The organism is Commensalibacter sp. M0133, assembly GCF_016101485.1.
GTDB classification, from domain to species: Bacteria; Pseudomonadota; Alphaproteobacteria; order Acetobacterales; family Acetobacteraceae; genus Commensalibacter; species Commensalibacter melissae.
The window spans coordinates 12,536-28,028 of record NZ_JACFQI010000001.1 but is presented as its reverse complement, the minus strand read 5'-3'; the positions used below and the strand labels follow the sequence as shown (position 1 = coordinate 28,028).

Here is a 15,493-nt window from a genome sequence, read left to right as displayed (position 1 = left end):
ATCAAACAGGGTTCATATCACTCTATAATTTTATAGCTTTCCTTTTAATCCGTTCATCAACCTCTTGTTCCCAAGGAGGATTGGCTCCACGCCGTTCACAAATCATTGCCGCAGCAACCGATGCATATTTTAAGGCTTTGGTAATTTCAGCAGGCGTGATAGTCTTAATTTTGTCAAGTGTCAAAAATCCATTTTTTTGTAAATAGGTCAGGGTTGCCGCCATAAAGGTATCCCCTGCCCCGATTGAATCTACCACATCATCAATATAATCAGGTGGAATCTCAATGACTTCATGACCTGGCAGATAACAAAGAACACCCTCGCTTCCACGTGTAATGATAACAATGGAGGTACCCTGATTGATCCAATGTTTGGCAGCATCATCAACTCTGGTGTCAGGCAATAAGAATTCCAGATCAGATTTGGATAATTTAATAATATCCGCCATGGCTGTCAGACGTGCCATACGTGCTCTATAAACAGCTGGATGATGTGTATTGCTGGGTCGACAATTTGGATCAATTGATAAAATTCTTTTTCCTTTTTCCATTCTGAACATCTGCTCACAAGATTCAGAAATAGGAGGTTCAATCAGAGAAGTAGAACCAATGTGGATCAAATTGACATCGTCGGAAAATCCGGGGGATTGTGAACGGACCCATAATCTCGATACAGTATTTTCATCATAAAAGGCATAGGCGGGTTCTTCATTGCCCAATTCAACAAAGGCAAGGGTTGTTTGTTGGTTTCCCCTGGCAACATATCTTACATCAACGTTGGATGTTTCGAGAAATTCCATCAATTTCTCACCCCAAAAATCAGTGGAAATTCCGCCCATAAATCCGACAGCGCCACCAAGACGACCTATTGCAACAGATATATTTGCACAAGATCCGCCCGGGGCTGGACAATAGCAATCTGCACCATCTTTTGTTTTATCGGGAATGAAGTCAATTAAAACATCACCACAAACAATAATCATCCAAATCTCCTTTTTGAAAATACTGCATATTTTGATGAATCACCAAGATGTTACTAACATTATATTAGGGAATACAAATTAAAAAACCAGTATTAATATTGTAAAAAATAGAAATCGAGACACAAATAACAATCCCAATTTATTTAAAAATTCATTTTTAAATAAATTATATTGGAAATAAGATTACTCTTTACACCTTATTCATTTCAATCATTCCAAGATTGATATCACCAACAAACCTATGAACATAAGGAAAATCTATGCCTGTTTGGCTTATTACAGCATTGATGCTTGTCTGCTCAAATTTATTCATGACCTATGCATGGTATGGTCATTTGAAAACATTATCCGGCAAACCCTGGTATATAGCTGCATTAATCAGCTGGGGCATCGCTCTTGGAGAATATCTTATCCAGGTTCCTGCCAACAGGATTGGGTTTACAAAACTATCCCTTGGTGAGTTAAAGATTATGCAGGAAGCAATAACTCTTTCCGTATTTATCCCTTTCAGCATATTTTTCATGCATCAGTCTTTTAAGCTTGATTATATATGGGCAGGTTTATGCATTATGGGAGCTGTATATTTTATATTTCGTGGTGGTTGAAAGTTTTTTAACTTGCTTTCCAGCACTGTATGGTTTTTCTTTGTTATAAAAATTATAAATGAGAAATAATTAATAATTTTACCAATCCTTTGGGATATTATCTAAATTGTAATTTCTCTCATACTTGAACTTATTTTACTGGAAATAATATCATGTCCATAACACGACGCTCTTTACTAGCCTCAGTTTTGCCTGTTTTGACTATTATGGCAACCAAAATTCCGACTCATGCGGAAATACCTAAAAATTTTTCAACTCCTCGTACACTCGGGAATTCCAATGCAAAAGTTCATGTTGAAGAATGGTTTTCGCTAACCTGTGTGCATTGTGGACGTTTTGCACATGATATACTTCCTCAAATACAAAAAAAATATATTGATACTGGAAAAGTTTTCTACATTTTTAAAGATTTTCCCCTGGATAAAATAGCTCTAAAAGCCGCGATTGTGGCACGCTCCCTACCAGTAGATCAATATAAACCGTTTATTACAGCCCTCCTGAGTAATCTTGATCAATGGGCTTTCAATGAAAATGCTGATCCCTTGCAAGAATTGCAAAAATATTCAATTTTGGCTGGTATGTCCAAAGAGCGTTTTCAGCAGGTAACTCATGATGATGCAATTCAAAAAATAATATTGGAAGAAAGCAATTACGCTGAAAAACATTTCAAAATAGACAGTACACCAACCTTTATCTTCAACGGTAAAAAGGTTGTTGGTGAATTAACGCTTGATAAATTTGATCAGGAAGTTAATGATTCGTTGACAAGACCTGTACCTTCATAATTTCATTACCAACAAACTTATATGCCAATATATTTTACCCATTTAAAAATTTCTGGTTTTAAAAGTTTCGCAAATACGACTTCACTTGATATTTTACCTGGATTAACTGGTATAGTTGGTCCCAATGGATGTGGTAAATCAAATATTGTAGAGGCTATTCGCTGGGTTATGGGGGAAAATTCCGCCCGTTCCCTTCGGGGTACAGGAATGGATGATGTCATATTTGCAGGAACTGCACGACGTGCAGCCTTTAACATTGGCGAAGTTGCAATAACTCTTGAAAATATTAAAAACCAAACCGAAAACGGGTTTGATGAGGTTATTCCAAACTGTTTTCACAACCAAAATCAAATTGAGATTTCCCGCCAAATTGAACGGGAAGGAGGCAGTCAATATCGCCTTAATGGAAAAATACAACGCGCCAGGGACATTCAAACACTATTTGCTGATCTTGGATCAGGTCCACGTTCAACAGCAATTATAAGTCAAAATCGCATAGCACAACTTATTTACGCCTCACCAGAGGAAAGAAGACAGGTTCTAGAAGAGGCTGCAGGGATATCTGGGTTATATAACCGTCGACGAGAGGCAGAGCTGAAATTAAAAGCAACTGAAGAAAATCTAGACAGATTAAATGACCTGAAAGAGCAGCTGACAAATCAAACCCAAACACTTAAAGAACAATCTGTACAAGCCACTAGATACCGTGAGATATCTACAACTGTACGCGATAAAGAAACCAATTTGCAGATACTTTATTACCAACGGGCGCAAAAACTGCTTCTTGATCTTAAAACGCAAGTTTCAATTATTCTAAGTAGAATTAGGGAAAAAGAAAATTGTATTCTGGATTTGCACAACAATCTGAAAGCTATGGAAAAAGAATCCTCTGTCCTGCATCAACAGGAAATTCAGGCACACGTTCATTGTGATCATCAGCGTCAGCAGATTTCTAGACTTGAAAATGAATTAAATCAGAAAATACAAGAAATAAAACAATTGAATGACCGACTGAGAGAAAACAAAACCCAACTGATAGACATACAGTCTCATCTTGAAAATAATCAATCCGATCAGGAAAATATTCTAATCAAAATCAACACAATTAATGAAAAACTTGACCATCATCCAACAAAAATTCTCCAGATTGAACAGGAGGTTAAAACCCTAGAAGAAAAAAGTGCTATCCTGCTTGATTTAATCCATGAAGATGAAAAAAAACTGTCTGCATCTATAAATAAAAATCATGAGATAACGCAATATTTTAATCAGGTGAATGATGAAAAAACCAAATTTCAATCCGAATATGAACAGCTTTTATCCGAACAAAAAAGTTGTCTTGAAAAACTTCCTTCAGCTGAAAAACTGCAAAAAAAACGAGAGCAACTAAATATTCTCGAAAAAAAACTAGAGGAGATTGAAGCAAACCGAAAAATTCTTCAGAAAACCATTCAGTCCAAGGAATTTGAAAAGGAAAAACAAACTTATCATTCTCAACAGGTAGAAAAAAATCATAATGATCTCAATCAGACAATAAGACAAATCAAATCACAAGAAAAGCGATTAAATGATGATTATCAAAATGTTATAAATCAGATCACTCAACTGCAAAGTCAGTCTTTAGCAACAGAAGAACAACAGCAATTTCAGGAAAAGTTGATCAACACACAAATTACTCTTGAAAAAAGTAAAAAAGAAATTGATTTGGCACTCGAGCATCATCAAGCAGCCATAAAAAAACGCTTTGAACAGGAAAATTCTTATAATCAAGCATTACAGATCCATGATCAAAACAAAAAGAATCTTGACATAATTCATACCAACTTACAACAGGCACAGAATTCATTCGAGACTTTAACCAAACAACAGGAATATCTGGCAAAACAGCTAATTGCTCCTGAATATCTTCAGGAACAACAAACACAATATGAAAATATTAATTTACAATTAAAAAAACAGCATCAATTAATTGAACAAATTGAAAGTAATCTAAAGAAAAATACAGAAGCTTTGGAAAAACAGTCCTCCATTGTCCAACAACATGAAAGTGAAATTCGTAATTTAGAAGCAAGACAGCAAGGATTGGCACAAATCCTTAAACAAACATCAGAGGAAAACATCAATACTGAATTACCAGCCGTTCTTGATCCTTTATCAATACCTCAGAAATGGATAAAAACTATAGCTGCAATTTTTGATGACACTATTGATGCACCAACTGGTCTTGATGCATCCCGGGGCTGGGTTACCCTAAGTAATATCAAGACAACATTAACAGGTGCATTGCCAACCCTGTTTGATGTTATTTCCCCGCCTCCGCCCTTACAAAGAGCATTTCAGCAAATTGGAATTGTAAATTCAGTTGAAGAAGGGAATAAACTTTTTCCCTATCTTTTACCAGGACAAATGCTGGCTACTCAACAAGGAGATATCTGGCGCTGGGATGGTTATTACCAAACACATGCCATTCAAAACAAATCTGCCCAACGATTGGTTCAAAAACACCTTCTGCAAAATATCGAAGAGGATTTAAAACGTCATTTACAAAAATCACCACAGATAGAAAAGTTGTATGAACAATTAAAAAATACACAAATAAAATTTAAAAATAAATTATTGCAAATCAAAAGCGAATATAGGGATATTGAAAAACGCGCACAAATAATTACTCAGGATTTTTACGCTTTGCAAAATGAAGCCAGAATGGCTGAGACGCAATTTAACGCCATTGAACCTGCTGTCCAACAGGCTCAAAACGAGCTTAAAACAAAAAAATTATATTTTGAACAAGCACAAAAAAAGACCCAGATACCCTTGCCAGATAAAGAGAAAATTTATCAATATTTACGTATAGAACGTGAAAAAGAACAGATTGTCCAGCAAAAAAAAGAGGATTGTAATAGATTTGAACATCAATATTCATTAGTCAAGGAACAATATCAACAACGCTTGAACCAAAATGCACAAAACAAAATTCAGATTGAATCTCTACAGGAAAAACTTGCACATCTTGAAATAGAGATTGATCGAAACAGGAAAAATTTAAATAATTTGGAAAGGCAACTGAATCAAGCAGAAAATCCTAAAGAAATATTTCAATCTGTTCATGTTATTGAAGATACGATCAATACGCTTAGCAAAAAGTTAGATAATGAAAATGAATTTTTTCTAAAAACGGAAACTGAATTAAATCAGGCTCAACTTTCTTATCAATCTCTTAAGGAAATTACTATTCAGCAGCAAAGCCGGCTGGATGCCCTGACTCCACGATGTCAGAAACTTGAAAACGATCTAAAAGAAATTTCCGTTCTTTTTCATCGAGCGGAATATAATCTTAATCATCGCATTAATTGTGAAGAAATGGAAAATAAATTAAAAAAACTGAAAGAGGACTATGGAATTAATGAAACAGAAAAAGAAAAAAAACGGCTTGACTATCATTTAATTCTTCAAGAAAAAGATAATCTGGACATTCAAAAAAAATCCCTTGCTCAGCAATTGGACAAATGGCAAGAACATTTCAGGGAAAGACAAAACGAAAAAGAGCAAATTCTTAAAAAAATACTGAATCTTGAAAATCAACTTAAAGATATAGATAAACTACCTGAGATCTTAAAATCCAAACTTAATGAATTTAAAAATGCAGAACGGCAATCTGTTGCAGATTATCAAGAATTGCAAAAAAGAAATATAGAATATGATCAAGCAAAAAAAAATGCCGAACAGAATTTACAAAATATAAAGCTGGAAAAAAATAAAATTCAAGAACAACTTATAAAAGCCGAAACCAAAAAAGAACAAGCCGAGATTGTATTTGCTCAACTTGATAGCGACATTACCGACGAAATCAAAAACCTGTCAAACGAGAGAAATGATCATGATCTGGATGATCAGGCAGAAAAAAAATTAAAAAATTCAATTGCATCATTAAAGGCACAGCGGGAAGCACTTGGAGCTGTCAATTTGCGGGCAGACATCGAATATCAGGAAAAACTGACAGAACTTAACCATCTTGAAAACGAATTCAATGAATTAACCACAGCAATCCAACAGTTACGTGAATCTATCTGTAAACTTAATAAACAGGGAAGAAGCAAATTAAACGCTATTTTTAAGGAAGTGGATCATCATTTTCAGGAATTATTTACCCGTATGTTTAATGGCGGACAAGCTTATCTTAAGCTTTTACCTCATGAAGATCCATTACAATCCGGTTTGGAAATTTATGCTCAACCTCCAGGAAAAAATCTTTCAACGCTCTCTTTACTTTCTGGTGGTGAGCAAGCGTTGACAACCTTATCACTTGTATTTGCTGTCAGCCGATGTAATCCTGTTCCAATTTGTATTCTTGATGAAGTTGATGCCCCTCTAGATGATCCCAATGTTGAACGTTTCTGTAAATTGTTGTCTGACATGTCACAGGCAGGGACACGTTTTTTAGTTGTAACCCATCATCAACTTACCATGAGTCACATGCAACGCCTCTATGGTGTCACGATGCAGGAACGCGGCATAAGCCAACTGATTTCAATCGATCTTGAAGATGCTGTTAAAATTCAACAAAATAAACAACATGAACAACTGGAACTTTATTAGTTTGTCAAAATGTAAATTGTACCCTGGACATAATCAGATTACTTGTGCGTCCAGTTGAATTATAGTAATTATTTCTAGACCGTGTCGCCATTACATGATTATAATCAAGTGATATCCGCATATGTGACGAGGGATACCAATTCAACCCTGTTGCAAATATATTTTGTTTTCCTCCTTGAACCCCAAGATAATGACCGTTTTCATTCATACGATATTTATAATGATTAAGGTCCATGTTGCTCCATCGGATTGACCATTCCAAAGCTCCCCATTCTCCCGCGACAGGATTGAAAAAGCTCCCGACAGGGGGAGTGAAAACAGCTTTACTTTCATCATAGGATCTTGGTTGTCCAAACAGGACATAATTGACGCTAATATACCAGCCAGAAAAATGCAAATTGGGCCTATTGCCTGACTTTTCCGCAACCCGTTGCAAAAACATGGAGTAATATTCAGACTGTATCAGAAAACGATTCAATCTTACCGCAAATTCAGGTCCTATTGCCCATATATTATTAACACCCTGAATAGTTCCTGTTCGCAAATAAGGACGGCCCAACCAAACTTGCCCCTCCTGTCCCGTACTTAATGAATATTTTCGGCTATCACCATGTGTCACAAAAGTTGTTGATAAACCCAAATGCATATCATAATGATTGATAGCTAAAGGTCTTACCGCCGCTCTTACAATACCGCCAAGTTCATTTCTTTGAAAATCCTGATAGGTTCCTCCCAACCTTTGTCCGGTAACTGAAGCGCTAAGATAATACCGTTTATTCCAGTGAGTCATCATCAAGGCAAGACGGGCATCTGATCCTGTTAAATTTCTAACCAGATCAACAATCATTGGACGTTCAACCAAAATAAATCCATTTGAGCTTTCAGTATCCAGCATAGTTATGGGAGGTTGTAACAGACCGATAGCGATAATGGTGTTTTCAAATCCGACATATTTTAAATAGGCCTCATAAATGGAATTATTAACCAATGCTGGGCGCCCTGCATCCGGTGTTATATTAATGATGAAATCATCATAGCGGATAGCAACATTAAATCGCCCCCTACGCAAAAATGCCTGTGAACCATCCATTCTAGATCCATTGCGTTTATTATCCGGACCTATAATTCCACCAATATCAAACTGTAAACTTGCCCCAAGAGAGATACTAAATCGACGATCACTGGATACCAGAGTTGGATGTCCCTTGGGAAAATTCAAATTGAAATGACCTATTTGATAAGAAATATCCCTATAAATATCAATGTTTCGAATTTTGTCAGCATTCCACATTGTACAATCCTGTTTATGATCCAAACATAGGTAAATGGATTGTTTGTTTCTGGAATTAGGCAACGCAGAAATCAATAAATTAGAAACACGTTCTGTTTGAGCATAGGCAAAAGAAATAGTAGCTTTTAAAACAATAATATTAAATGAACATGACAAAATAGGTCTTATATTCCTATATAAGGCCTCTACACTATTTATTCGATTTTTTTGAACCATGAAGGATCCTACTGTATTAACAGCTTTAAACTGAAGAAAGATTAAACAGAGCAGTTCTGTCTATAAATTTTGTCTCATTTCAGTAATGAATAATCATTCAAATCCTTTTAAATTTGTATATTCTCAAAAACAGCTTAAAGCCTTACCTCTAAAAATCAAGCCCTTGGGAGAATTAAATTTCTAAAAATTAAATTCGATACGAGAAATGAGAATATTACTTTTACGACCAGCACTATTGTAATAATTATTTCTTGAACGAGTGGCAAAAACATAATTATATTCAAGCGAAAATCGCATCTGATCAGCTGGATACCAATTGAAACCTGTTGCGATAACGTGCTGTTTTCCACCATGTATATTTTTTGGTTTGCCGTTATCCCAATCGTATCGATGGCTGTTTAAATTCATGGTGCTCCAGCGTGCTGTCCATTCCAGTGCTCCCCAATCCCCTACCGCTGGATTAAAAAGCGCATTTTTTGGTGCGGAAAAATAGGCACGTTCGGAATAATATTGTCTTGGTTGACCGAACAAGACATAATTTGTACTGACATACCATCCAGCAAACTTTAAATTTGATCGGCGTGAATTATTTTCCGAATTTCTTTGCAAATCAATTGAGTAATATTCTGACTGAATAATAAAACGGTTGAATCTAAAGACGAATTCAGGACCTATTGCCCAAACATTGTTTACCCCGTTAATTTTTCCGGTACGAATATAGGGACGCCCCGGCCAGATAAAGGCCTCTGGCAGTGCATTCATGGAATATCTCCGATTATCTCCATGAAATGCGACCGTTCCACTCACTCCCATATGCAAATCATAATTTTGAGATCCTATTGGATGGATGACAGCACGAATAATTCCCCCTTTTTGATTCTTTTGAAAATCCTGATAAAATTTACCAAAACGCTGTCCGGTAACTGAAGCGCCAATATAATAATTTTTTCCCCAATGAGAGGCTGTAAATCCTATTCTGGCATTCGCACCGGCTATATTTCTTACAAGATCAATGATCATGGGGCGTTCTACCAGGGTAAATCCTGCAGATGTTTCAGATCCCAGCAAAGTGACTGATGGTTGTATCAAACCAATGGATAAATCTGTATGATGAAACCCGATATAATTAAGATTAATCTCATGAAATGAATCATTAACCAATGCACCACGTCCAACATCAGGAGCAACAATAATTTTAAAGTTATCATAGGCAATTGTTATGATAAATCTTGCACGCCTCAATACAGCCTGTGACCCACCCATATCGGGTTGATTATGTTTTTTATCGGATCCTATGAAACCACCAATATCATATTGAATGGACGTTCCAATTGATAGACTGAAATGATTATTCATTGATTTTAATAAAAATCTACCTTTGGGAAAGCTGATTTTAAAATCACCCATGTCATAAATTATATTTTTATATGGATCCAAATAAGTAACCTGATTTGTTTGGAATAAAGAATCATCATTGGCTTTCGCGGCTGAAACCCAATTCAATAAAAAATATAATGATATTGAATAAATCCCGAATTTTGAAAAAGCCATAGAAGTTTCATAAGATTTTCGCATTTTACAATTTCCATGGATTTTCTTTAATAAAGACCTGTTTAATCTTTGAAAGAATTTTCAATTATTTTTTTCAAATATTAATGTATCCAGTATTGATTATGTATACAATATTTTTGTAATATATTTTTATTTACGTTAAAATATAGTATTATATTTAGAAAAAATAATTTTTCATGTTAAATAAATTTTAAAAATAGCACTTCAAAACCTTAAAAAGTTAGTTGTAAACGTGAAATTATTAAATTGCTATCCTTTTTTCTTAAATGCCATAAATTGTTTCTAGCACGTGATGAAATTATATGATTATAATCAATCATCACCCTGAAATGTGGTGACGGATACCAGTTAAACCCCGTTGCTATGACTTTCTGTTTTCCACCTTGCACCCCTGCTGCATATTTGTTATTTTCATAATCCCCAGCATGACTATTGAGGTTCAGATAACTCCAACGGACTGACCATTCCAAAGCTCCCCAATCCCCAGCGGCAGGATTAAACAGTGAACCTTCTGGTACTGCAAAAATAGCGCGAGAGGGTAAATAATGACGATGAGCCCCGAAAATCGCGTAATTTAAACTTCCATACCATCCCCAAAAATGAAGATTATCATTATGTCCATATCCCTCATTCTTTCTTGGCATAAAAAATGAATAATATTCCCCTTGAAAAATCAACCTTTTCCATCGTAAGGCAAATTCAGGACCTACAGCCCATATACTGTTGACACCATTGATGGTTCCTGTCTTAAAATCTGCCGCGGAAGGAAAAAGACGGGATTCATTATAACTTACAATAGAATATTTTCTATTTTCACCATGAACGGCAAATGTTCCTGTTACGCCCAAATGAAGATCAATATTTCTTGAAGCTATTGGACGACCCGCCAATCTTAAAACGCCTCCCTTCTGCCCCTGTTGAAAATTGGTAAATTTTTTACCAACGCGTTGCCCTGTATAGCCAACACTGATAAGGTATCGCTGCCCCCAATGAATAACATTGAAACCAGCACGAGGTTCCCCTCCGGCAACATTTCTTAACATATCGATAACCATGGGTCGTTCTGCAAGAAAAAATCCCCTGGAAGTTTCAGAATCCAACATTGATAAAGTGGGTTGGAGTAAACCCCCTCCAATTACCAGATTCTTAATACCTGTATATTTCAAATCCGCTCCGAACAGATCATGATGTTCAAGTCCAAAACGTCCAATATCTGGTGTAACCGTTAAGGCGAAATCAGTATATTTTACAACAATAATCGGACGTCCACGACGTAAAGTTCCTTGATAACTTGAAACTTTTGGTCCATTTGCTCGTTTATTTGGACCTAATAAAGCCCCAATGTCGTAATTAATATAAAGACCAAAAGCGATACTAAGTTTTTTACTCGCTGAATAAAATGTCGGTCTTCCCTTTGGAAAGGCAAGCGTTGAATAACCTACTTGATAATGAAGGTCTTTATATGGATCAACATTTACGACCCTATCCGCATTCCACATTGTGCAACGGATGGATTTTTCATAACAAATATATTCAGCCTGTTGATCATTTTCATCTTTGTCTTTTTTTTCTTCTTTTTCTTTATTTAAAAAAGGAGTTATATTTGATCTCCATCGGTTAGTCTGATAGACATTTGCATAAGAAAATGAAATCGAGATCTTCAAAAAAAGAATACCCATTGTACATGATCGTAAAAACCCTTTTTTACGTCCATATGAGAGGTTACTTTGTACGGCTTCAATATTGTTTACCATTATCAATGACCCCTATATAATTTTATTAGACGAAAATAAGCTCAATACCCATTTATAAGCCACTTAAGATTGAAATATAATTTCACAAATATTTCAATTTTTATTCAAAAATGTTAAAATAAACCAAATTAAGTTTTTAATAATTTTATAATTTAAAATAATTGTCGAATAACAAACGTGAGATGATATGTCACTTTTCCGAGATTTTTTCTATTTTGAAAGGTTATTACCCTCTAAATATCAAAAAAAATGGTGCCTGATTTCCGTAAAATTACATAAAAAATTACCCAAAACGATCCCATTGTATCTATATATAAACCATAGGGATGACCCAACATTTGAACCTTTAACTTATCTTGTCTCCGGTAGGTTTCTTCCCAACTTTTGGCGTGTATCTCTTGTTTATTTTCCTGAGAAAACGAACTGTTTACGAATCTATCCAATCGCCAAAATTTTTAATTCCGCTTTACAATCAATTTCATCAGTAAAAATTCAGGCTCTGAGCCGCTTAACGACGGCTTTAATATTAATTATTATAAATCCTTTTACTTTTATAAAAATTTTTTGTTATCCCTTCATTCATCTAAACAAACGTATTCGAATGGGATTATTACAAAATCAACAAATATTTTTTCCTAATTTACCATATAAATATTGGTACAATTTATATGAAAACTGGAATGGTAACGAGATAAAGAAACTATATGAAAGTAATTATATTCATCTATGGCCTGTTTTTTCATTATTTACATATTATGGTAAAACCATGGAAATTGACTGGAACAATTTTTACCAGCATCCGAATACTAGAGGAAGAACCACTCCCCAAGCTTTTCAAGCACATTATATCATTCTTAAAAATTCAAACGAAATTTTAGAAGAACACAGTTTGGCTGTTTTTGCCGATCAGGCTACTCGTCAACATTATCCGGCCGCACTTTACGCTGATTCAGATGAAATCAATAATCTGAATGAACACAGCAACCCTGTATTCAAGCAAAATTTTAACTTGTCGATTCTACTGACAGGTTTTCTTACCCAAGATATATGGATTATCAGAAAAGATATATTTGATGATTTCATAAAAGAATTTGATTCTCCAATTCGTTCCATTTATGCCATTAGAATGGCTTTGGCCCTTTATTTATGGAAAAAAAATCATTTTATTTATCATGTCCCTCTGATCTTAAGTCATAGGACTGCAAAAGTATCATTACATGATAAAAATGAAATAATTGAAATCATCAAAAATTTCAAAACTGAGCTGAATTGGCAATTTAGTGTTAATACGCATATATTTCCCTTTGATATAAATTATATAAATTATCAAGATCCCGTAAGTCTCATCATCCCGACAACCCTCAGTTCCGAAACCATACATCAATGTATTACAAAACTAATAAAAAAAACCTCTTACCCAAAATTAGAAATTATTCTTGTCATCTCGCAAAATAAACCGTTGACAAAACAACAGGAAAAATTTCTCAGTTCATTCCAGTATTATAAATATTTAAAAGTTCTATTTGTTAAAACAGATCAATTCAATTTTTCGAAAAGTTGCAACGTTGCCATCAGGCATTCTAAATACCCTTTTATAGCCCTAATAAACGATGATATTGAACCTCTGAATCAAAACTGGTTATCCTTAATGATGGGTCATATGCAAAATGAAAAAGTAGGCGCTGTTGGTGCAAAACTATTTTATCCTGATAAAAATATTCAGCATGCGGGCGTTATAATGGGTGCCGCTAATTTATGTGAACATGCCGGTCGTTTTCACAAGTCAGATAATTTTTACCTGACGCATGATCATGAGGTCAGTGCCGTGACGGGTGCCTGTATGGTTATTCGCCGTCTGGCTTTTAACGACGTAAATGGATTTGATGAGACATTTGAAATAGCATATAACGATATTGATTTCTGTTTACGTTTAAGAGAGAAAAAATATCATATCATCCAGTGTCAGAATGCACAATTGATCCATTACGAATCTCTTTCACTCGGAAATCATTACAAGGGTGAACGTGCCGGAAAAGAACGACAGGAAATTCTTTCCCTGAAAAAAAAACATTTTAAAATCATAAATCATGATCCATTTTATAATCCCAATTATTCCCTGCAACGTGGAAGAGATTACCAGCTTGCCTTTCCTCCTCGCATTTCAATTCCATTCGGATTAACTGAAAATAATGTCTGATTCCAATCCCCCAAGCATTTTGATAGAGAATGTTTCATTAACCTTCAATAATTGTCAATTGTTCAAAAATCTAAACACTGTTTTTCCAGCCGGAAAATTCAGTATTATTCTTGGTGCAAGTGGTGTGGGTAAAAGTAGTCTTTTAAAAATTATTGCAGGATTGCAACATTGTAAGCTGGGAAGTGTAAAAGCGGATGATAACAAATCTTTATCAAAACGGATCAGTTATATGGGACAACAGGATCTGTTAATGCCTTGGGCAAAAATACTATATAATGTCACCCTAGGCAGTAAACTCCGTGGTGAAAAACCAAATCGGCATAAAGCTTTAGATATCCTTGAACAAGTAGGCCTATCCCATGTTGCAAATGTATATCCATCCGAACTGTCTGGCGGAATGCGTCAACGTATCGCTCTTGCAAGAACACTGTATGAAAATCGCCCCATCGTTTTAATGGATGAACCTTTTTCAGCATTGGATAGTGTAACACGAACCAACATGCAAACCTATACGGCAAAATTGTTGAAAGGTAAAACAGTTATTCTTATCACACATGATCCTTTCGAAGCTTGTCGATTGGGAGAACAAATTCAGATTATGGCAGGAACTCCTGCAAAACTATACGATTCTTTGGTAGTTCCTGGATCTATACCTCATCCGCTGGAAAATCTCGACTTACAAAAGGCCCAAGCCCATTTATTATCTCTTTTGATAGAAAAAACACAATCATGAAAACTCATTTACATGAATCTTTTTTAATAAGTATCCGCATTGTTTCATTAATCGGAAGCTTGATTTTTATCTGGTGGTTGATCAGTTTTTTCAATTACATCCCCGCTTATCTTTTACCCTCACCTTCAGCGGTCATTCAGGCTCTAAACATTAATCATCAGCTTTTATGGCAAGCCACGCTTACAACAACACAAGAAACCATAATAGGGTTGGTAATTGGATGTTTTTTTGGAATGTTTCTTGCTCTTTTTATGATACTTGTTCCTTTTCTCCGTCACTGGTTAATGCCCATCATCATTATCAGTCAATCAATTCCCACCTTTGCTCTAGCCCCTTTACTCGTATTATGGTTTGGTTTCGGAATAAGTTCAAAAGTTGTAATGACCGTTATAATGATTTTTTTTCCCGTAACTTCATCCTTTTTTGACGGCCTAAACAGAACACCTCAAGGATATCTTGATTTAAGCAAAACCATGAATACCTCTGCCTTACGACAACTTTTGTTTATACGTATTCCTGCTGCTTTACCCGCTTTTTCGTCAGGTTTGAAAATCGCAGCAGCTATCGCTCCCATTGGTGCGGTCATTGGAGAATGGGTCGGCGCGTCTTCCGGTTTGGGATATTTAATGCAAAACGCCAACAACCGTTTTCAAACAGATTTGATGTTTGCCGCTCTTTTGATATTATCATTCATGACAATGAGTTTGTGGGGAATCGTTACATTAACAACGAAAACCTTAATTTCCTGGTCAAATGAATAAA

General features: G+C 35.3%; 10 protein-coding genes. 6 read left to right on the top strand and 4 right to left on the bottom strand.

Features of this window, described 5'->3' with window-relative positions:
- Positions 1-22 precede the first annotated feature (22 nt).
- Positions 23-982, bottom strand: a complete 960-nt coding sequence (locus H3T46_RS00120; RefSeq protein ID WP_155566588.1) for a carbohydrate kinase — start codon at positions 980-982, stop codon at positions 23-25.
- Positions 983-1,242: 260 nt separating this feature from the next.
- Between H3T46_RS00120 and H3T46_RS00115 the strand changes: the two genes are divergently transcribed.
- The 3 genes from H3T46_RS00115 (at position 1,243) to H3T46_RS00105 (ending at position 6,968) form a co-directional block, all read left to right on the top strand.
- Complete coding sequence (locus H3T46_RS00115) at positions 1,243-1,587, top strand: DMT family protein (RefSeq protein WP_198197070.1); 345 nt, start codon at positions 1,243-1,245, stop codon at positions 1,585-1,587.
- Between the two features lie 152 nt (positions 1,588-1,739).
- The gene (locus H3T46_RS00110; protein WP_198197069.1) at positions 1,740-2,372 is read left to right on the top strand and encodes a thioredoxin domain-containing protein; all 633 of its coding nucleotides are present in this window, start codon (positions 1,740-1,742) and stop codon (positions 2,370-2,372) included.
- A gap of 21 nt (positions 2,373-2,393) precedes the next feature.
- Positions 2,394-6,968: an AAA family ATPase gene (locus H3T46_RS00105; RefSeq protein WP_198197068.1), complete on the top strand. Its 4,575-nt coding sequence runs from the start codon at positions 2,394-2,396 to the stop codon at positions 6,966-6,968.
- Between the two features lie 4 nt (positions 6,969-6,972).
- Here the strand turns inward: H3T46_RS00105 and H3T46_RS00100 are convergent, their stop codons facing one another.
- From H3T46_RS00100 to H3T46_RS00090, 3 genes are all read right to left on the bottom strand, one after another.
- Positions 6,973-8,475, bottom strand: coding sequence for an OprO/OprP family phosphate-selective porin (locus H3T46_RS00100; protein ID WP_198197067.1), 1,503 nt, complete (start codon positions 8,473-8,475; stop codon positions 6,973-6,975).
- Between the two features lie 180 nt (positions 8,476-8,655).
- On the bottom strand, positions 8,656-10,050 hold the full coding sequence (locus H3T46_RS00095) for an OprO/OprP family phosphate-selective porin (RefSeq protein ID WP_198197066.1): 1,395 nt from the start codon (positions 10,048-10,050) through the stop codon (positions 8,656-8,658).
- Between the two features lie 209 nt (positions 10,051-10,259).
- Positions 10,260-11,801, bottom strand: coding sequence for an OprO/OprP family phosphate-selective porin (locus H3T46_RS00090; RefSeq protein ID WP_198197065.1), 1,542 nt, complete (start codon positions 11,799-11,801; stop codon positions 10,260-10,262).
- Positions 11,802-11,988: 187 nt separating this feature from the next.
- On the opposite strand from H3T46_RS00090, the gene H3T46_RS00085 reads away from it, so the two are divergent.
- The 3 genes from H3T46_RS00085 to H3T46_RS00075 are packed head-to-tail and all read left to right on the top strand — an operon-like array spanning position 11,989 to position 15,492.
- Positions 11,989-13,998 carry a glycosyltransferase gene (locus H3T46_RS00085; RefSeq protein WP_198197064.1) on the top strand — a complete coding sequence of 670 codons (2,010 nt, stop codon included), beginning with the start codon at positions 11,989-11,991 and terminating at the stop codon, positions 13,996-13,998.
- On the top strand, positions 13,991-14,731 hold the full coding sequence (locus H3T46_RS00080) for an ABC transporter ATP-binding protein (protein WP_198197063.1): 741 nt from the start codon (positions 13,991-13,993) through the stop codon (positions 14,729-14,731). Before H3T46_RS00085 ends, H3T46_RS00080 begins: the two co-directional genes overlap by 8 nt.
- Positions 14,728-15,492 carry an ABC transporter permease gene (locus tag H3T46_RS00075; protein WP_198197062.1) on the top strand — a complete coding sequence of 255 codons (765 nt, stop codon included), beginning with the start codon at positions 14,728-14,730 and terminating at the stop codon, positions 15,490-15,492. The genes H3T46_RS00080 and H3T46_RS00075 overlap by 4 nt, the downstream gene beginning before the upstream one ends.
- The last annotated feature ends 1 nt before the right edge of the window (position 15,493 follow it).